The following is a 20,339-nucleotide window of genomic DNA, read 5'->3' as shown; positions in this document are numbered from 1 at the left end:
TGTTTGGTATTTCTTTGCAGTTATCGGCTCACTTCAATTGACAGTCCAGAACACGCTTCGGTATGATAAAGAAGTTAAAACACATTCAGAAATGAGGGTATAACATATATGTCTAATCCTACTCAGATCGACACGGATGAACTGCGCGAACGCATAGCGGCAGGAGAAAAATTGCAATTGATTGATGTACGTGAAGATGAAGAAGTGAACCAGGGTATGATCGACGGTGCCAAACATATTCCTTTGGGTCAAATTCCTGATCGTCTGAATGAAATCGATAAAACGTTACCGACTGTTTTGATTTGTCGTAGTGGATACCGTAGTGAACGTGCTCGCGAATACTTACAACAATTAGGTTACGACCATTGCCTTAATATGTCTGGCGGTATGATTGATTGGGTTGAAAATCAATAATATATAGCTAGATTTTACTCAAAAGACTTGTTGACTTCATGTAACAAGTCTTTTACTTTCGCACCTAAACATTAAAAAGCTTGAACGCGGTAACGTGTTAAAACATGTAAAGCCACTTCATCAGGATTCAAAAGCGATGTATCTACCGTAACATGTGCAAATTGATAAGCATGTTTACGTTGCTCCATAATACTACTTACCCGTTCATACGTATCTCCTGCTAGTAATGGACGGTTATCATCTCCGCCTACTCGCTGTACAATATGATCAATATCCGCAGTCAGACAGACTACAAGCCCTTTCGCGATCATCAGATCACAATTTTCAGCACGTAGTACTGAACCACCACCTGTAGAAACAATCTGCCCTTTTTGCTCTAATACGCTAGCAAGCGTTTGGCTTTCAAGCTCACGAAAATACAATTCTCCTTTGGAAGCGAAAATATCTTGTACACTCATACCTTCTGATTCTGCAATCACTGCATCAATATCAACTAATGGATATTGTAATAGATCAGCTAGTAATGTGCCTACGGTTGTTTTGCCTGTGCCCATCATTCCAACCAGTATAATATTGGAATGTACACTATCTTCTGATTGATGCACTATATCTACACCTCTTTCAACAACTATGCTATTCCACCCATCATAGCATAGAGATAAAACATAAGACAATCATTCGTTTTGATGAAAAAAGCGCACTGGCTTTTCCTATATTTATAGGAGTACCAGTGCGCTTTGATATATTTAATATGATAGTCAGCAGACTATTCTTGCATCCATTCGTGATGGAAAGTACCTTCTTTGTCCAAACGTTTGAAAGTATGAGCACCGAAATAATCGCGTTGAGCTTGTAACAAGTTCGCTGGCAATCTTTCTGTACGATAGCTATCAAAGTAAGCCAATGCGCTGGAGAATCCAGGAACAGGAATACCATATTTCACAGCGATCGATACTACTTCACGCCATGCATCTTGATATTCTTCAACTACACCTTTGAAGTAATCATCAAGCAATAGGTTTTTCAAGCCAGAATCTTTGTCATACGCATCTTTGATGTTTTGCAAGAAACGTGAACGGATAATACAGCCACCGCGGAAGATCATAGCGATGTTACCATATTTTAAATCCCAACCGTATTCGTCAGAAGCTGCACGCATTTGTGCGAAACCTTGAGCGTAAGATACGATTTTGGAAGCGAACAATGCTCTGCGTACTGCTTCGATAAATTCAGCTTTATCGCCTGCAAAAGCATCTGTTTTAGGTCCATTTAAAATTTTGCTAGCTGCTACACGTTCTTCTTTCATTGCAGACAAGAAACGTGCAAATACAGATTCAGTGATCATAGACAAAGGAACACCTAGATCAAGTGAACTTTGACTTGTCCATTTACCTGTACCTTTTTGACCAGCAGAGTCAAGAATCACATCAACCATCGGTTTGCCTGTTTCTTCATCATATTTAGAGAAGATATCTGCTGTGATCTCGATCAAGTAACTATCCAACTCACCTTTGTTCCACTCGCTGAAAATCGATTGTAATTCTTCAGCAGATGTTCCTAGAACAGATGTAAGCAAGTTGTATGCTTCACCAATCAACTGCATATCGCCATATTCGATACCGTTATGCACCATTTTTACATAGTGTCCAGCACCGTCTGGTCCGATATATGTACAGCAAGGGTCGCCATCGACTTTAGCCGAAATCGCTGTAAGAATAGGTTCTACTAATTTATAAGCACTTTCTTGTCCACCTGGCATAATAGCAGGTCCTTTAAGTGCGCCTTCTTCACCACCGGATACACCTGTACCGATAAAGCGGAATCCTTGAGCTTCCAAGTCTTTGCTACGACGTTGAGTATCAGGGAAGTAAGCATTACCACCATCAATAATGATGTCGCCTTCAGTTAAGAAAGGAATCAATTGTTCAATTGTAGAATCGGTTGCAGATCCTGCTTGAACCATAATTAGAATTTTGCGTGGAACTTCTAAAGAATTCACGAACTCTTCAATAGAGAATGTTCCTGTTAAATTTTTACCTTTTGCTTCTTCAAGCAAATCGTTCGTTTTTTGCGGAGAACGATTGAATACAGATACTGTGAAGCCTCTGCTTTCAATATTTAAAGCTAAGTTCTTACCCATAACGGCAAGACCGATAACACCAATTTGTTGTTTAGACATTTCTGGTTCTCCATCCTTTGCTTCAATATTTTGTATTCATGATTTTGCATAAAATAAGTTGGCTCAATTCATCATTTTACAGGTTTTAATGTCATAAGGAAAGTCTCAAAACGTGATCTGACCAAAATTCATAGAATTGTTGAAAGAATTGTGAATATTTTGGCTATTTCAACAAATTATTTTGGGGATCACGTTTTAAAGTTTACTTTTCCAAACGAATCAGTTCAAAACGAAGATTTTCCAACACTTTTTTACATTCATCAATTTTTTCAGTATCGCCTGTTTTGATAGCTTCATTCAATCGATCAAGTGACTCGTCAATTTGGGTCTCTATATTTTCCAATCTCTCTTCACCTTCCGTTGATAAAAAAAGTGTGTGTAACGCTTCATGCGTTAACGTTGATTCTTTTTGATACAAAACACGTTGTTCAAAACCAGAAATTTCGACCATCCGGATCACTTCGCCAAACAGAATATTCTCAACTAAAATTTGTTGATCTTTAAATCGTTTGACAATAGCATGACCACGCGTATCACCGATTAGTTTTTCCATCCATTCTGACAAACGTGAATCATGGATACGATAATCTCCGATCAATTTGTATCCTTCTTGCGTTTGTTGAAAACGTAATTTGGTCATATGATCATCTGTACGGATCGAGACGATAAATGAATCCTCTGTTTCTCTCCAATACAATGAATACCCTTCTTTGATCAAATCACGAATCAAATTCTGAATATCACGACGTTCAAAACGCAATTCCAAGTTACAATACTCTACTTCATAACTTTTGTTCATAGTAGTACCTCCTTTTTAACATTGGTTTATCTGTATGTGGGTCTATATATCTGTTTAGCTGTTCTGTAGTTAATTGATAAAATATACAAAAAAAAGTATAAATAACGAATACTGTTTCTGAAATGGTACCTATGAAGAGTGTAGTTATCTGTTGCATCTTTAGTACAATATATACTTAATATAATTTTACCCCTTTACAAGGTTGTCTAAGCACTAAAGCATACAGTCACATGTAATCTTCATGAAATAATTGCCTGCTCCTATGCTATAATAAACGCTGATTATCTCTACATTGATATGGATTGATTTGGAAAGAGAGGCATGACAAAGATGAATAAAATTGAATTTAACGGTTTTGATTCTAAAGACTTTGATGTATTCACGATTGATGGATTAGAACCACGTATGGATGCATTGATTAGCACGATTCGACCTAAATTAACAACAATTGGTGAACAGATACAGCCTTATCTAGCTACATTATGTGGTGAAGAGATGTATGTGCATGTTGCCAAGCATGCTCGTCGTACGGTCAATCCACCTAAAGATACATGGGTAGCATGGGCATCGAATAAACGTGGTTATAAAGCATTGCCTCATTTTGAAGTAGGTATGTTTGGTACTCATGTCTTTATTGTGTTTGCTATTATTTATGAAAGTCCCCGTAAACTTGATTTTGGAAAAGCGCTTCAGAAAGATTGGAAAAAGGTAAAACAAATGATTCCAGATGAATTTTACTGGTCTACTGATCATATGTCGCCACAAGCTAATATTCAGGGAGAATTGGATGATCAATACTGGGTAGATACTGCTGAACGATTGCAAAATGTCAAAAAATCCGAAATCGTATGTGGATTACGGATCGAAAAAGATGATCCTTTACTTCAAGACGGCAAAGCTTTTATCGAAAAAGTAGAACAGACTTTTGAGCAATTGCTTCCGTTGTACCGTATGGCATTTTAATAGATCATTGTGAAAATAAAAAAACCTTATCTACTGTTATGCAGATAAGGTTTTTTGCATCTGTTTTTTTCATATATTGTTCATTAATTATTTGAGGAAGATAATTTTCGGGTATGACGTATCATAATCCAGTGAATACCGAATAAAATAAACATAGAGCTGGCACTAACAAAAAACGGCGCTTGAGGACTGATGATATCCCATAACTTTCCCGATACCAAAGGGCCAATAACAAGCCCTGATCCTTGTAATGTCAAAAATAATCCCCAGATCATACCGCGCTCTTGTGCAGGTACAAGATTAGCCAGTAACGAGTTCCATGCTGGTAAAATCATCGCGTAACTAAGACCAATACCTATTACAAATATCCATATCCAAGCCAGTATCGTTGTAGAAGCAATCCCTATTAACGCTGTCCCTGCTAATAAAAATCCGATATGCAAAAAAAATCGACTGCCCCACCGATCGATCAGACGACCTGCTGGAATCAGACCCAAAGCAGTAACACCACCACCAGCAATTAATAATCCATTAAAATAAGCGGGGGTTAATCCTAACTGACTGATTACGTATAAAGTAATAATAGGCGTCAAAATACCTAAAGCAAAAGATTGCAAAAAAAGGGCTGGATACAATAGCGGATGAATATGTAGTGAACGAATCAACGCTATATATTGCTGTACCCGTTGTTTACCAGTGATACGTGTCACCGATACATGAGGTACAGATAATTGATTTGCATGAAGTGATCCAGTAGTAGCATCGTTGTGTTGCTCGGTTTCATGGCGACTCCCTGTTGCTATTGAAGCTGATTCTTTACGACCGGGTAAGCATAATGCTATAGCTAGTACAACAGTCATAAAAATCAACATCATCCATAATGTAGATTGGTACGATGTATCACTAATCCAATTGACTGTAACCGGCCCAAGCCCCGCTCCTCCAAGAGAAGCAATCTCGATAATACTCATAGATGTTCCATATTTTCCATCTGCATGTGACAGATCGGTGATCTTGGACATTACACAAGGCCATAATGGAGCACTGCCAACCCCCATTACACCACAAGCAAATATTAACCAGCCTGTACTTTTTTCTGTTGCCATAATAAATACTGCACCTAAGACAAGGATCATACCAATCGACATAATCATCCGAAATCCTAGCCGTTCTGCTAGCCACCCCGCTGGACCTCGAAGTGCATTATCACCTACATACTGCAAAGCAAAAGCAATACCGATAGCAAAAGCAGGCAATCCAAGTACATGCCCCATATATACGGGTAACAAAGTAACTAATAATCCACCTTTAACAAATTCAACTAAAAAAATAAGTAACCATAGGCATACAAATACAAAAATATTGCGTTGACGATTTTTGGCTTGATTCTGATGATCTGTGTCAGCATTTGAAATTGATACCATTAATAACGATGACTCCCTTCAAGTCTACCCTTGAATGTATACCCCTTTATCTTATATGCATTTTATCTTATCATAATAACTATTGCATTCCCCCCACGTTTTGCTATACTCATTTTGTTTGGCAAAATGTTGGATAAGCATTTTAGCCTCAGAATAATTACTTTACCTCAGAAAGGTTGTGACAGCTTCAATGGATCATAAGCAAACGCCGCTTTTCACCGCTCTACGAGAGCACGCGGCAAGCAATCCCGTCCAATTCCATATTCCAGGGCACAAAAAAGGAATCGGCAGTGATCAGGAATTCCGAGAGTTTGTGGGTGATAATACCCTTTCTATAGATCTGATCAATATTGCACCACTTGATGATTTGCACCAACCGATGGGCGTTATCGAGCAAGCACAAAAATTAGCTGCTGATGCTTTTGGTGCTGATTATACGTATTTTTCAGTACAGGGAACAAGTGGCGCTATTATGACAATGATTTTGTCAGTTTGTTCGCCGGGTGACAAAATTATCGTTCCACGTAATGTACACAAATCGATTATGTCTGCTATTATTTTTGCAGGAGCGAAGCCAGTATTCGTTTCTCCAGCACGTGATGAAAATTTGGGGATTGATCATGGAATTACGACTTCTTCTGTACGTCGTGCTCTAGATCGTCATCCTGATGCCAAAGCAGTGCTTGTGATTAACCCGACTTATTTCGGAGTCTGTGCTGATCTAAAAGAAATCGTCGATCTTTCTCATAGTCGTGGTGTTCCTGTATTGGTCGATGAAGCGCATGGTGTATTGATTCATTTCCACAAAGACTTGCCGATCTCTGCGATGGAAGCTGGAGCAGATATGGCAGCTACCAGTGTACATAAGCTAGGTGGCTCGATGACACAAAGTTCGGTGTTAAATCTAAATGTTAAAAATGGACATGTGAATCCTCACCGCGTACAGACCATTATTAGCATGCTGACGACAACCTCTACTTCATATATCCTATTAGCGTCTCTAGATACGTCACGCCGCAATCTAGCGCTTAACGGACATGATATGGCAGAGCGTACGATTCAATTGGCGCAAGAAACTCGTCAAAAGATCAATGATATTCCGGGATTATACTGCTTTGGTAAAGAATTACTTGGCGGTGAAGCAACGTTTAACTATGATCCGACTAAGCTGACTATTCATATTCGTCATTTAGGTATTACGGGATATGATGCAGAGAACTGGTTACGTGAGCATTACAATCTAGAGATTGAACTCAGTGATATGTATAATATTTTGTGTCTGGTAACTCCAGGTGATACGCAGGATAGTGTCGATATTCTGGTGCGCTCTTTGACCGATATGGCATCTCAATATTACAGCACGGACGGTTCTAAAGAAATTCACGAACTGGTTGTCAAAATTCCAGAGATTCCGCAATTGTCACTGATTCCGCGTGATGCTTTTTACGGTGATACAGAAGTGGTTCCTTTTAAAGAATCCGCAGGACGTATTATCGCTGAATTTATTTATGTGTATCCGCCAGGTATTCCTATTTTGTTACCGGGTGAAGTAATTTCGCAAGAAAATATTGATTATATTACCGATCATGTTGAAGTAGGATTGCCGGTCAAAGGACCTGAAGATCGTACTGTACATCATGTAAAAGTAATCGTAGAAACAGACGCTATTTTCTAAATTCGTACTCTTTTCTATTGAAAGAGACCAGATAGAATACAAAAAAAGCCGGAGTGAATACTGTATAGAAATATACAATATCTACTCCGGCTTTATTTATAACGATATTGAATCTTATTCAGATTCTTCGATAAGCTCGCCGTATGCTTTCTCTACAGCTGCCCATTCTTTTTCGTCTTCGATATTTTGCAATTCGAATCCGTCTTCTTCTTCTTCAAGACGCATAATGTAACCATCTGCTTCAGGGTTACCACGCTCTAATAGAAGTGCATATAGTTTCTCGCCAACATCAAATGTTTCAACAAGAACCATTTCTACATCATTACCTTCATCGTCAGTCAATGTTAATACATATTCTTCCGCTTCGTGGTCATGGTCGTGATCATGATTACAATTTTCATCATGTACGTGTTTATCGCTCATTAGGATAACCTACTTTCGGTATAAAATTGAATGTCATTTAGGTTCATAAATAGGTGTAATACCTTGCATTCATGAAATAATACTTGTGTATCTTACCACTTTCCCCTAGACAGGTCAATTGAGAGCCACACCTTCTATAGATCATCGCTACTGTGTGTTCATTATTATTGATTTAGCGCTGTAATTACTTTTTGTGAGACAAGCACATAATCGCTAGCTTTGGATTTTTTCATATAAAATCCAACTGTATATTTCCCTGCGGTATTAAAATCATACGTGAAATCGTATGTGCGGAACCAGAAGTTATCTTTTTGTTGCGTGATATCCTGACTTTGGATATCTTTTTGATTGCCTGAAGGATCAATAATAGCCACTTTGACGGCTACAATATCTGTTTGTAGATTGTCTACCTGACTAAATACATTGAATTTGAGCTTTCCTTTACTGACGTTGCCAAACGCCGTATCATTTTTGAATAAAAAGATATGTACGTTGGGTTTGGTAAGTTTGACGGTTTTGGCATCATTATCATAATCGACAAGACCTTGAATTTCACGCAAAGGCACATAGGTTTTGCCATCGATCATGTAAGCTCCATCACTGACCTCACTTCCATTAATCCATACTTTAATCTTTTGACTTACAGCATCTGCAAATAGCACCGAACTGCTCATTAAGAAAAAGGCTAATGCACAGACTGCAACTCTTTTCCATATCACGTAAAAACCCCTCCTTTTATATTTAGAAAAAGCTTATCGACTCCAATTCTTTCTGTATTATAAAAGCATTGTATCTCTATGCTGATCTTCTTATAGATATATACTCCAATAGTCCCGTTCAGTTGCGGTAAAAAAATTGTAACCTTTTGATAAGTAGGATTCTCGCATGATTGCTGTTTCAACTATCATTAAACCAATTACGTGTGGTTGTATCTTTATCTGCATTTATGCCAGAATCCAATTCCTGCATTTCCCTTCTGGCTTCTATTCATGGTACATTGAGAAGGAAGAATGTCTGATGATTGGATAGACATCTCTTTATTACATGTACCATACAGACAGGAGGAATACTGTGTCTATTGAACTACAGATGCTAGGAACAGGTAATGCTTTTGCCAAAAATTATCATAATAATAATGCATTGATTCATGTAGGTGACTATACGCTAATGGTGGATTGCGGTATTACAGCTCCGCTTGCATTACACCAGTTAGGCAAAACTGTTAATGAAATTGATGCGATTCTGATTACTCATATTCATGGAGATCATGTAGGTGGTCTTGAAGAATTAGGATTTCAGATGAAATTTATCTATAATCGTAAACCGGTTCTATATATTGCTAGTACATTAGTACGTCCTTTGTGGGAACACACATTATCAGGTGGTATGACGCAAGAAGGAATAGAGCGGATTGAAGATGTATTTGATGTAAGACCGATTGTGGCTGAACAACCGATCACGTTAACCGAAGGATTGGATATCGAATTAATTCAGACACCTCATATTGATGGAAAAAATAGCTATTCGTTTTTAGTAAATGAGACTATTTTTTATAGTGGAGATATGAAATTCCAGCCTCATCTATTGGAACATTTAGTCTATGAGCGTGGGGTTCAGACGATTCTGCATGATTGCCAGTTACACCCTCCGGGTATCGTACATGCGACACTGGATGAATTGTTATCTTTACCGGAGCAAGTACGTTCGACTATTTTGTTGATGCATTATAATGATGACAAAGAAGATTTTATCGGTAAAACCAAAGAGATGACCTTTTTGGAGCAACATCAATTTTATACATTGGGTTAATTTCCTTTTGAAATACAACAAAAAAACCGTGCCAGATACAATTGGCGCGGTTTTGCTATGTTAACAACGATTGATAACGATCGTAATAATTTAGATGGTAACCACAAGTTGCTTTTTCATACTAACATGAGCAATACCTGCATCTTCAAAAGGCTCTTCGGAAATTGTGATATATCCCATTTTATTGTAAAACCCTTCGGCTTGACATTGAGAATCAAGTAAAGCTTTTTCAAATCCATTTTGGCGCGCATAATTTTCCATACCCAAAAGAATAGATTTGCCATACCCACCTCTACGATAACCAGGTAATACAGCAATACGTTGCATTTTAGCTGCTCCGTTTTCATAACGAATCATACGACCTGCGGCAATATTCTCGCCATCTTTTTGTAACAGAAAATGATAAGCTACGCCATCATTGGGCAATTGATCATACTCATCTACTTCTCTGCTTTCAGGAACTTTCTGCTCTACAACAAATACTTGTCTCCGAATATTCAAGCATTCTTCTAACTGTTGCTGAGTTTGTACGCGTATCACTTCTATCGCCATTTTATTTTGCTCCTTCGATCTTCCCATTGTGTACTCTTTACAATTGTATCATATAAATAGAAGATAAAGACGGCTGTTATTAGCATTGGATACATAATTTATATTTAGATCTTATAATCTTCGTTCTAAAACATACAAAAAAACAGCCCTTTTCTATATGAAAAAGAGCTGTTTGATCTGATAATTATTGATGTGATACAAATGCTTGATTTAACTTTTCGATATCTTGGGCAAGCATTTCTTCTGTATATTTTCCCTGTCCGAAATTGACCATTGCCCGTAACGGCATTCCTTTAACCATCGCTGACATCATATCATCACTAGCATCGAACAATTGTCCCATACCTGAACGATCCAGCAATTCTTTCGCCAGTTGCTCTGTTTTGGGATGAGTCGTAATATCTCCCATAGTGGTGTTGCGATCAATCGTCAGCGGAAGTTCTACACTGGATTGAATGTTGATCGATTGTTGGACATGAATATCACGAGAAGAAGAACCGATCAGAATCTCAAATGTTCCTGATTCCACATGCCAGTCTGCTAAATCTACATTGTAATAAGCAAATGCACGCTTATCGAGTGTAAAGTCTACGGTCTGACTTTCTCCTGCTTGTAGATGCACTTTAGCAAATCCTTTGAGTTCTTTCTCCGGACGTATCACTATACTTTCACTATCTTTTACATATAATTGTACAATTTCTTTACCTGCTATTTGACCTGTATTGGTAATCTTCACACTTACTTTTACTTGATCTTGATCGCTGTATTGCTCACGATCGACCTTGAGATTACTGTATGCAAATGTAGTGTAGCTTAACCCGTAACCGAACGGGAATAGAGGTTGGATCTGCTTGGTGTCATAATAACGATAGCCGACAAAAATACCTTCACGATATTCTACCCGATCTTGTTCACCTGGAAAGTTCAAAAAGGATGGATTGTCGCTTAACTGCATAGGGAAAGTCTCAGCTAATTTCCCGCTTGGACTCACTTCACCAAATAGTAAATCGGCAACTGCACCACCAAATGCTTGTCCACCCAAGTACCCTTCTAGTACTGCTTTGGCATGTCCTATCCATGGCATGACCACAGGTGAACCATTGCTAAGCACAACAATCAAATTAGGCTGCACTTTGGCAATTTCTTCGATTAAATGCTGATGATTTTGGGGGATATGAAGATGCGTACGATCATATCCTTCTGATTCATAACGATCAGGGAGCCCTGTAAATAACACTACAACTTCAGCTTTTGCTGCTAGTTGTACAGCTTCTTGAACTAAGTCTTCTTTGATATCATCGCTATCCAGATCATAGCCAGCTGCATACGATACATGACCTTGATCCCCAACAAGCTTGGTCATTTCATCCAATGCTTTATCCAGTTGTGTAGGATTCACATGGGAACTACCGCCACCTTGGTAACGTGGATTCTGAGCAAATTCACCGATAACTGCAATATTTCCTTTTTTAGCAAGTGGTAATAGTTGATCTTCATTTTTAAGTAAAACCATACTTTCTTGACCTATTTTACGGGCTAGTGTATGGTGTTCTTCTGCCTCATATGAACTATCTTGTTGACGCTGTTCTACTGCTTTGAAAATAAATTCTAAGATCCGTGTTACTGCTCGATCAAGAACTTTTTCGTCCAATTGCCCTTCTTGTACAGCTTTGACGATTTTGGCATCACCGATACCATTGTTTGCAGGCATTTCAAGTTCTAGACCTGCTCGTAGACCGTCTACACGTTCATTAACAGCGCCCCAATCTGACACTACAAATCCTTCAAATCCCCATTCTTCACGTAATACTTTGGTTAATAGAAATTCATTTTCACCAGTATATGTTCCATTTAATTTGTTATACGAACACATCACGCTCCAGGGTTGAGATTGCTTAACAGCTCCTTCAAAGCTAGCTAGATAAATTTCACGTAATGTACGTTCATCGACAATAGCATCTACACTCATACGACGTTCTTCTTGATTATTAGCGGCAAAATGTTTAAGTGATGTACCTACACCTTGACTTTGTACGCCTTGAATATGATGAGCTGCTAATTCAGCAGAAAGATACGGATCTTCTGAAAAGTATTCAAAGTTACGTCCGCATAACGGAGAGCGTTTGATATTAGTCCCTGGTCCAAGCAAAACAGCGACATTCTCTGCTTGCGATTCTTGACCGAGTGCTTCCCCTACTTGACGAATAAGATCGCGGTTCCAAGAAGAAGCCATTCCTGCGGCTGACGGGAAACAGGTAGCCGGTACACTATCGTTCAACCCCAAGTGATCGGCTTCTTTAGCTTGCTTACGTAATCCATGCGGGCCATCTGTCATCATTACAGATGGAATATTTAGACGTTCGATAGGTTGTGTGTTCCAAAAATCAAGACCTGAACAAAGACTGGCTTTTTCTTCAAGTGTCATTTGCGATAATAATTGTGGAATATCTGTTTTCATAAGTCCTCCTTAAATGGCTATACCTAAAATCAATCTTCATTAATTCATTTACCCAATATAAGCATAAGCTGAAATGTATAGGCTGTATGGTACGATCCATATGTAATTGGTACTTATTTTGAAAACAACAAATAACACTTGAAAAAGAAACGTATGTTCGTATATAATAAGAATATAAATAAGAACAAATGTTCGGATAGGAGTACATGCTATGTTATCTAAATATGTAGGTGAAATTGTGGAAATTGTATATATGGATCGTTCTAATCAACTGACACAGCGACGTATCGAGATTAAGCATATTCGCAAAGGTCTAGTCTATGCTGACTGTCTACGTACAGGTAGTCCGCGTACATTTCGCGAAGATCAGATTCTTGCGTGGCAACCTGCGAAGTCCAAGCTCAAGCCTACGATTAAGCCTGTTCAACCGCTTCATCCTCGTCTGACTGGATATACTGCATCTCCGATTATAGATGCTACAGCTCGCCAGACTACTGAATCTTCTACTGCTATAACTCAATCTGTCGTCAGACCTACTGCTACCAGACGTAAATTCATCTCGATTACAACTACCCGTTCTCTTCGCCATGTCACAACGCCTAATGTTGCTTCTACTTCTCCTACGCAAGTTTCGTAATCATAGCTGCGCCAGTTACATTTATTGTTATGGTGATAATGTATATTTCTATAATATCCATCTTTCAACTCCATACTCTCCTCTTATATCTATCACAAAAAAGCGCAGCTTCCCATAGAAGTCTGCGCTTGACTTGATATCTTTTGTGTATGCTCAATTGGATTTCTCAATCATCAAAATGTCGAAGAAGCTGACAATCTCAACAGCAATTGATCATAGTTATTGAGTCGCTCAGGGTCATAGATAATCTGACCTGATTCTACATAACTGATCTGACCTGTTCCTTCACCGATCTGAGAACGTTGTTGCAAAATGCGGTACAGATTGCGTGCAGTTCCTTCTCCACCATCAATAATATCGACTTCTTCAGGAAAGAAATGATGCAAATGTTCTCTAAAATAAGGAAAATGTGTACATCCTAATACGATAGTACCATATTGATTGAGATCCAATCCTGCTAGCGCTTGTTGTAAATAAGACTGTACCTCTGCCTCTGCAAACTGTCTTTTTTCTGCTAGTTGTACCAGACCTGGCAAAGCCAAACTTTCCACAATATCAGCTGTATCTATTGAACGTACCAAATTTTGAAATTTTTCTTCTCGTAATGTTAATGTTGTTGCTAAAACCAGTACTTTTTTGTGCTTGATCATACTGTTCTGCACAGCAGGCTTAACTGCCGGTTCAATCCCAAGAATAGGAAAGTCATAACGCTGACGTAGATCGTTCACCGCTATACTGGTTGCTGTATTACAAGCGATTACCAATGCTTTGATATGTTGCGCTGCCAGATAATCTACCGCATCAAAAATATACTGACGCACCTCGTCTTTAGGCTTTTCACCGTAAGGCACATGTTGAGTATCTGCGTAAAATAGATAGTCTTCTGCTGGCAATACTTTGAGCACTTCATGTAAAACAGTTAATCCACCAATCCCCGAGTCAAAAACTCCAATTTTCAATGTATTCACTCTTCTTTCAAGACGGCAACTTGTTGTCTTTGTAATAAAGTCGTTCTATGATTATAACTTTTTTGAATTCATTTTTAAAATAAACTTGAGATATAATTTTAGATTACTCGTTGTTGTCTGTAGATTCTTTAGAATTCAGTTCATCCTCGTCTTCTTGTTCTGTCGATTGAATATAAGTGACTGATTCGTGCAATAACTGAGCAAATGATTTGGGATAATCATGATCCAGTTCAGGCAGTTCAATATACTGGTAATCTACATGAGCTTCTTGAAGTGCTTCGATCAGTTCCATTGTGCCCGGTAGACAATCGTCATCCCATTCTCCGCACATAATCGAAAGCTTCACTCCTGCTTCTTGTAACCCTGCTAGACCTTGCTCCCATTCTGATGCTTCCGGCAACCATGGTGCTAATAGAATCAAGCCACTGAACGCTGTAGGCTCTTGAATCGCTGTATATAATGCTACTCTTGCACCTGCGGAAAATCCTCCTACAATCGGCTTGAGTGACGGTGTAGCAGGGCTTTGCGCATCTTCGGTCATAATATCACTAAGATGCCATTTCAACTCTTCTACCCCTTGCTCTACATCTTCCCATTCATATGCATCTGTAAAAAGAATTTGCGAAGATTGAGGTAAAGCTAACCGGTAATGATGATCGAGTAGACTGATCCAGTACGGTTCTGCAATCTCCATATTTTCCTGATCTCCATGTAGCGCAATAATGGTCTGCTTTATCGTATGATCTTCTTGATCATGTGGATACAGAATTTTCAATTCAGGTGTAGACTCTTCACGTGCTAGTGTTTCTCGTTCTGCGCATAGTTCTACTAATTTCTGAAATTCATCTTGATCACGCAAAGACTTCAAATCTTCTTCTTCCAGCAAATACGTTGAAGAATACCAGTACCCTTTTTCTAAAATAGCTTCTTGTAATAATTGCAATGCTTCTGTATTCATGCCTGACGCTGCCGCTAACGAATAACGAAAGTTATATACCTGTGCATCGTTACCTTTCACTTCATGAGCATGTTCAGTTATATAAGTATAAGCTTCTTGACTGCTATTCTCTGCCAAAATTTCAAGTGTTCGATTAATAAGACGTGTGTATGTTAGTGTAGTCATGTCTTCAGCTCCTATACTTTCAAAATAAGAAAAACCCTTGAAATGATTATTCAAGGGTTCTTGCATACGTATTGTACCAAATTCTAGTACGATAACCTATTCTATCTTATTGCGCGGTTACAGCACCATCGATAGAATATACCGCCCCGTTAATATAAGGAGCTTCATCACCTAATAGGAAAGCTACCAGATTCGCAATTTCTTCCGGTCTACCCAAACGTCCAGAAGGAATACTGTCTACTGTTGCTTTCATCGTCTCTGGATTTTGTCTACCAAATTCAGCGACCATCGGTGTCTCAATTGTACCCGGTGCAATCGCATTAACACGAATATGATCTTTGCCGTATTCAATCGCTGCTGTACGTGTTAAGCCGATGATACCATGTTTGCTAGCGGCATAAGGACCTACTGTCTGTACGCCTACTACACCTGCGGTAGAAGCTGTATTGACGATCGAACCGCCGCCTGTTTTGAGCATTTCAGGAATTACGTATTTCATTCCATAAAAAGCTCCACGCAAATTAATATTAATAATCTGATCGAATTGCTCAATCGTATGATCTGCTAACTTTAGCCCCGGGCCTGAAATGCCTGCATTATTGAAAAACATATCTATACGCCCAAATGTAGCTACCGTTTGCTCAACAAACTGCTCTACCTGTGGTGCTTGACTAACATCGGCAGCGATAAACAGGGCTGTTCCACCTTTGGCTTCGATCATAGATACGGTTGCTTGACCAGCAGTTTCAGAGATATCGACAACAACTACACTCACTCCGTTATCGCTTAACTTTAGTGCGGTTGCTTGACCAAGACCGCTTCCAGCTCCTGTAATAATAGCTACTTTGGATTGTGTATTCATTCTATTCCTCCATCAGAAGTATTCTGAATACATAGCATTATCGCATGCTGGTATCAGACTTACTTACAAGTATTTATACTCTAAGTATAGACTGATTTTTATTTTTCTACACGACTAAGAAAAGCTTTGGTACGGTCTAGTTGAGGATTCTCAAAAATCTGTTGCGGAGTACCGGATTCAGCAATCTCGCCTTTATCCATAAAGATCACCCGATCCGCTACATCTCTAGCAAAATTCATCTCATGTGTGACAACAACCATCGTGATTTTTTCTTGCGCTAGTTGTTGCATCACTCGCAATACTTCACCTGTTAATTCTGGATCAAGCGCCGAAGTCGGTTCATCAAATAATAAAATATCAGGATTAAGCATCAATGCTCTCGCAATCGCTACCCGTTGCTTCTGCCCGCCGGACAGATTGGCTGGTAACACATTGGCTTTATCAAGCAATCCGACTTTATTCAAAATGACTTCACTGCGTTTGCGAATATCAGCTACACTTTCTTTTTTGACCGCTTTGGGAGCCAATTCCAAATTCTGTTGCACCGTCAAATGCGGAAATAAATTAAAGTGCTGAAAAACCATTCCCATACGTGACGTTATTTTTTTGATCTGACTTGCATTAGTATATTTGCCGTTCTCTACTAATGCTTGACCTTGAAATAGAATGCTGCCGCTGTTGACTTCTTCCAGATGAATAAGACTGCGTAACATAGTACTTTTGCCAGAGCCAGAAGGTCCGATAATAGCCACTACTTCTCCAGGTTCAACTGTAAAATTAACACCTTTTAACACTTCTAGGTCGCCAAAACTTTTTTTGAGTTGTTGTACTTCAATCATAGTCATAGATAGACATTCCTTTTATTCAAATTTAAATCGACGTTCTAATCCTTTGAACAGCAACGTCAATACTAATGTCATTAATAGATAAATAATACCAGCCAAAACAAACGGGGTAATTGTAAAATCACGATTGACAGCTGTTTGTGCAAAGTGAAGCAATTCCGGTACAGCTACCGCATACAATAAAGCAGTATCTTTTACCAGCGTGATTGACTCATTTGCCAGTGAAGGTAATGCTACCCGAATCATTTGCGGGATAATAACTTTGGTCATCGTTTGCCATTTGCTAAGTCCAAGCACCTGTGCAGCTTCATGTTGTCCTTTATCAATCGACAATAATCCACCTCTAAAAATCTCTGCAAAATAAGCCGCATAATTCAATACAAAAGCAAGTCCTGCTGCTACAAAACGATCAAATACTAAATAGTCACCTATAATCGGCAACATCGGTAATCCAAAGCAGAAAAAGAGTAATTGCAACAATAGCGGTGTTCCACGAGTAATATAAATAAACGTATGGGCTATCCAAGATAATAATTTGATACTGCTATTAGCTAACAATGTAATTCCAAATCCTAACGGGATGGAAAGTACGATTGCAATCAAAAATAGAATAATCGTATTTTTAGCACCCTCTAGCATCGGGCCTATGATTTGTAATAAATAATCTACACTCATGATATTCGACTCCTACATCTCAACATTTTGAATTCAAGTCTTGCTCTTTACAAAAGAAAACCGGGTTGTATCACTCAACCGGTTTTCTGATGACCTTTATATGTGGTGCACTATTTTATCAGACAGTTATACATCATCTTTACTGGTGTTATTTCAAAACTTTATCTTCGCCAAACCATGTTGTTGAAATTTTGGCTGCGGTACCATCGCTATTCAATTCATCCAGCGCTTTTTGCAAGCTGTTAAGCAATTCTTCATTACCTTGCTTTACACCGATACCGTATTCTTCAGGAGATAACGATTCATCCAGTAATTTAAAAGTATTCGGCTCTTTAGACATATAATAACGAGCAACTACTTCATCAATCACGACAGCATCCAGACGACCATTTTTCAAATCGCTCAATGCCAGTACATTATCAGGAAACTCGCTTACTTCTTTAAGTTGTGCTTTGATCGGGTTTGCTTCTAATGCATCTGAAGCGGAAGATAGTGATTGTAGTCCTACAGTTTTGCCAGCTAGATCATTAAACGTAGTAATCGGTGAGTTAGCAAGCACTGCCACCACCTGACTATTCGCTAGATAAGGTTTGGTAAATAGTACCTTTTGCTTGCGCTCATCTGTGATCGTATATCCGTTCCAGATCAGATCAATCCGTCCACTGTTTAATTCAGATTCTTTGGCAGACCAATCTATCGGCTGAAACTCAACTTGTTTACCCATTTTAGCAGCTGCCGCTTTGGCATAATCAATATCAAAACCAACAATATTATTTTGTTCATCACGAAATCCCATAGGTGCAAATTTGTCATCGATGCCGATTACTAACTTATTGTCGTCCTTGTTAGTACCACTAGAACATCCTGCCAATACCAATAAAACAACACTAAACAGTAATACCCATCCTGCTATTTTTCTCTGTTTCATATGATCGCTCCTCTTACAATTTACAGAACGCTTTAGTTCGTTACCACGTTATCAGAACCACTATAATAACATAGCATGGAAGTGAAGTCGAGCGCTATCGTATAGAAGTAAAAGATATTTAGTTATTTAGCATTTGTGACTATGTATCCAACGTCTAATCATAATACTTATCGTAAAAATACATATAAAAAGCACCCGCTTAGGGGTGCTGTTGGAATAGCTATTATACGGCTTCCAGTGCATTCATAAAACGCTGAATATAATAAGTAGGAATATTCTGTTCCATCCAATCGGTAATGTCCTGATACACCAAGCTATATTTTGTATTTAAATATTGAGGATGCGGTAGAACTTCAACTTCCTCAAAATAATTTTTAACTTTGCGACGCAAATTACGCAAAACTTGCTGTTTGGATTCTACATCTTCACGGTCTTCAATTAGCAAATGGTCTTCTAATTGGTTACCATCGTTCATCATGATTTCGCGGCTATACATAAATCGTTCGCCTACACTCAATTCACTTTCATAAAAATTAGCATATACTTTATTATCTACAATAATTCGTCTACTGTAGATGCGTTTCAATTCGCCCATACTACGATCGAATTTTCTATAGGTTTCGACTCCGATCGTATCAATCAATTCACAGATTGTTTTTACAGCTTGTTGGTAATTTTCTTCTTTACTATCATACAATTCAAAGATATCTACTTTTTTGTAACGAAAACGAATATACGATTTGGATAACTTACCATACATATAAAAAACAATACTAACATCAAGAATCTGGTCATTGTACTGCACATCCATATTGACATATCGGTGCTGTTGACGCATAAGATTCTACCCCTTTTCTTGTTGAATTGATTGGGCTAGTAAATCGTTTATTCGACAAGGTGGATACCTTTAAAATAAATGTACTAAGCTACCATCGTATACAAATAAATCTAATCTATACAAGGATTTAACCTTTTAATTACAATTCAAATCAAAAGAAGCACAGTTATTATCAAAAATATTTACCATAAGTCAAAAATTAAACCATTTTTTTCTGTGCTTATAGTAAACCTATCTGGTATTTTGTTGGAATATTTGTAGATATACAGGGCTTTTTACTGTTTTATTACACCTTCATCAAGCGTATTTTATTGCCTCTTTTTTACTTTCCAGATACATATGTAAGAGGAGCCTCTATGTATGCTTTATCAATCTACACATCAAAAAACAGGCGAACACTAATGTTCAACCTGTTTTTATATATAGTATGATTTATAGTTGTTGTTAGATAAATGTATGCAGTTTAGTTGGTTGTTGCTGTATATCGGCTAACCAATTCGCTAATTTTGCCTCTTACTGCTAAATCGGAATTTTGACGATTTTTCAAAATAGCATGTACTTGAGCCACAAAGCTATTTTCTGTATCTTCTGTTTCCATTACAGGTGCTGTTACCATAGATTCTAAGTTCATCATAATTCCTCCAAATCAATTAATACGCTCTTGAATGATACGCTTATTTAATATGACCCCGATTACAGTTGTTTAAAACACACTTTTACAAATATATTGGAAATACTTAGAAAATGATTAGAGGTATATGTAGTTT

Annotated in this window: 21 protein-coding genes; 5 read left to right on the top strand and 16 right to left on the bottom strand. The window is 38.2% G+C overall.

Annotated elements, in window-relative coordinates:
* Nucleotides 1-108 precede the first annotated feature (108 nt).
* Complete coding sequence (locus QCD85_RS15610; RefSeq protein WP_273613036.1) at nt 109-414, top strand: rhodanese-like domain-containing protein; 306 nt, start codon at nt 109-111, stop codon at nt 412-414.
* A gap of 71 nt (nt 415-485) precedes the next feature.
* Here the strand turns inward: QCD85_RS15610 and QCD85_RS15605 are convergent, their stop codons facing one another.
* The 3 genes from QCD85_RS15605 to QCD85_RS15595 all read right to left on the bottom strand — a co-directional run bounded on the left by QCD85_RS15605 (nt 486) and on the right by QCD85_RS15595 (nt 3,392).
* A complete protein-coding gene (locus tag QCD85_RS15605) occupies nt 486-1,019 on the bottom strand; it encodes a shikimate kinase (protein ID WP_301263177.1) in 534 nt (177 codons plus the stop codon).
* 161 nt (nt 1,020-1,180) lie between these two features.
* Complete coding sequence (gene gndA, locus QCD85_RS15600) at nt 1,181-2,593, bottom strand: NADP-dependent phosphogluconate dehydrogenase (RefSeq protein WP_204823337.1); 1,413 nt, start codon at nt 2,591-2,593, stop codon at nt 1,181-1,183.
* Nucleotides 2,594-2,795: 202 nt separating this feature from the next.
* Nucleotides 2,796-3,392 (bottom strand): hypothetical protein, encoded by a 597-nt coding sequence (locus QCD85_RS15595; RefSeq protein ID WP_273613038.1) that lies wholly within the window; start codon nt 3,390-3,392, stop codon nt 2,796-2,798.
* Nucleotides 3,393-3,731: 339 nt separating this feature from the next.
* On the opposite strand from QCD85_RS15595, the gene QCD85_RS15590 reads away from it, so the two are divergent.
* A complete protein-coding gene (locus QCD85_RS15590; RefSeq protein ID WP_301263259.1) occupies nt 3,732-4,355 on the top strand; it encodes a YktB family protein in 624 nt (207 codons plus the stop codon).
* 83 nt (nt 4,356-4,438) lie between these two features.
* Here QCD85_RS15590 and QCD85_RS15585 read toward each other — a convergent pair whose 3' ends face one another.
* Nucleotides 4,439-5,779 carry an MFS transporter gene (locus tag QCD85_RS15585; RefSeq protein ID WP_301263176.1) on the bottom strand — a complete coding sequence of 447 codons (1,341 nt, stop codon included), beginning with the start codon at nt 5,777-5,779 and terminating at the stop codon, nt 4,439-4,441.
* Between the two features lie 190 nt (nt 5,780-5,969).
* On the opposite strand from QCD85_RS15585, the gene QCD85_RS15580 reads away from it, so the two are divergent.
* A complete protein-coding gene (locus QCD85_RS15580) occupies nt 5,970-7,454 on the top strand; it encodes an aminotransferase class I/II-fold pyridoxal phosphate-dependent enzyme (RefSeq protein ID WP_204823334.1) in 1,485 nt (494 codons plus the stop codon).
* Nucleotides 7,455-7,568: 114 nt separating this feature from the next.
* Here the strand turns inward: QCD85_RS15580 and QCD85_RS15575 are convergent, their stop codons facing one another.
* Both QCD85_RS15575 and QCD85_RS15570 read right to left on the bottom strand, forming a co-directional pair.
* Nucleotides 7,569-7,877 carry a DUF1292 domain-containing protein gene (locus tag QCD85_RS15575; RefSeq protein ID WP_069329002.1) on the bottom strand — a complete coding sequence of 103 codons (309 nt, stop codon included), beginning with the start codon at nt 7,875-7,877 and terminating at the stop codon, nt 7,569-7,571.
* A gap of 164 nt (nt 7,878-8,041) precedes the next feature.
* Nucleotides 8,042-8,596 (bottom strand): copper amine oxidase, encoded by a 555-nt coding sequence (locus tag QCD85_RS15570; RefSeq protein ID WP_301263175.1) that lies wholly within the window; start codon nt 8,594-8,596, stop codon nt 8,042-8,044.
* 352 nt (nt 8,597-8,948) lie between these two features.
* Here QCD85_RS15570 and QCD85_RS15565 point away from each other — a divergent pair, with 352 nt between their 5' ends.
* Entirely contained in the window at nt 8,949-9,686 is a 738-nt protein-coding gene (locus QCD85_RS15565) for an MBL fold metallo-hydrolase (RefSeq protein ID WP_273613042.1), read from the top strand.
* 90 nt (nt 9,687-9,776) lie between these two features.
* Here the strand turns inward: QCD85_RS15565 and QCD85_RS15560 are convergent, their stop codons facing one another.
* A complete protein-coding gene (locus tag QCD85_RS15560) occupies nt 9,777-10,238 on the bottom strand; it encodes a GNAT family N-acetyltransferase (protein ID WP_273613043.1) in 462 nt (153 codons plus the stop codon).
* A 184-nt stretch (nt 10,239-10,422) separates the two neighbouring features.
* On the bottom strand, nt 10,423-12,696 hold the full coding sequence (locus QCD85_RS15555) for a glycoside hydrolase family 3 C-terminal domain-containing protein (protein ID WP_301263174.1): 2,274 nt from the start codon (nt 12,694-12,696) through the stop codon (nt 10,423-10,425).
* Between the two features lie 211 nt (nt 12,697-12,907).
* Between QCD85_RS15555 and QCD85_RS15550 the strand changes: the two genes are divergently transcribed.
* On the top strand, nt 12,908-13,333 hold the full coding sequence (locus QCD85_RS15550) for a hypothetical protein (protein WP_301263173.1): 426 nt from the start codon (nt 12,908-12,910) through the stop codon (nt 13,331-13,333).
* 173 nt (nt 13,334-13,506) lie between these two features.
* Here QCD85_RS15550 and murI read toward each other — a convergent pair whose 3' ends face one another.
* From murI to QCD85_RS15510, 8 genes are all read right to left on the bottom strand, one after another.
* A complete protein-coding gene (murI, locus tag QCD85_RS15545; RefSeq protein WP_301263172.1) occupies nt 13,507-14,292 on the bottom strand; it encodes a glutamate racemase in 786 nt (261 codons plus the stop codon).
* A gap of 112 nt (nt 14,293-14,404) precedes the next feature.
* Complete coding sequence (locus tag QCD85_RS15540) at nt 14,405-15,424, bottom strand: alpha/beta hydrolase (protein WP_301263171.1); 1,020 nt, start codon at nt 15,422-15,424, stop codon at nt 14,405-14,407.
* A 106-nt stretch (nt 15,425-15,530) separates the two neighbouring features.
* On the bottom strand, nt 15,531-16,286 hold the full coding sequence (locus QCD85_RS15535) for an SDR family NAD(P)-dependent oxidoreductase (RefSeq protein ID WP_301263170.1): 756 nt from the start codon (nt 16,284-16,286) through the stop codon (nt 15,531-15,533).
* 98 nt (nt 16,287-16,384) lie between these two features.
* Nucleotides 16,385-17,131, bottom strand: a complete 747-nt coding sequence (locus tag QCD85_RS15530; protein WP_273613049.1) for an amino acid ABC transporter ATP-binding protein — start codon at nt 17,129-17,131, stop codon at nt 16,385-16,387.
* Nucleotides 17,132-17,146: 15 nt separating this feature from the next.
* Nucleotides 17,147-17,806 carry an amino acid ABC transporter permease gene (locus tag QCD85_RS15525; protein WP_273613050.1) on the bottom strand — a complete coding sequence of 220 codons (660 nt, stop codon included), beginning with the start codon at nt 17,804-17,806 and terminating at the stop codon, nt 17,147-17,149.
* 148 nt (nt 17,807-17,954) lie between these two features.
* On the bottom strand, nt 17,955-18,734 hold the full coding sequence (locus tag QCD85_RS15520) for an amino acid ABC transporter substrate-binding protein (protein ID WP_301263169.1): 780 nt from the start codon (nt 18,732-18,734) through the stop codon (nt 17,955-17,957).
* Between the two features lie 223 nt (nt 18,735-18,957).
* On the bottom strand, nt 18,958-19,572 hold the full coding sequence (locus QCD85_RS15515; protein WP_273613052.1) for a hypothetical protein: 615 nt from the start codon (nt 19,570-19,572) through the stop codon (nt 18,958-18,960).
* Nucleotides 19,573-20,035: 463 nt separating this feature from the next.
* Nucleotides 20,036-20,203, bottom strand: a complete 168-nt coding sequence (locus tag QCD85_RS15510; protein WP_273613053.1) for a hypothetical protein — start codon at nt 20,201-20,203, stop codon at nt 20,036-20,038.
* Nucleotides 20,204-20,339: the final 136 nt, after the last annotated feature.

The organism is Paenibacillus sp. PsM32, from assembly GCF_030433815.1.
GTDB classification, from domain to species: domain Bacteria; phylum Bacillota; class Bacilli; order Paenibacillales; family Paenibacillaceae; genus Saccharibacillus; species Saccharibacillus kyungheensis.
The sequence above is the reverse complement of the archived record's forward strand: the minus strand, read 5'-3'. Positions and strand labels throughout refer to the sequence as shown.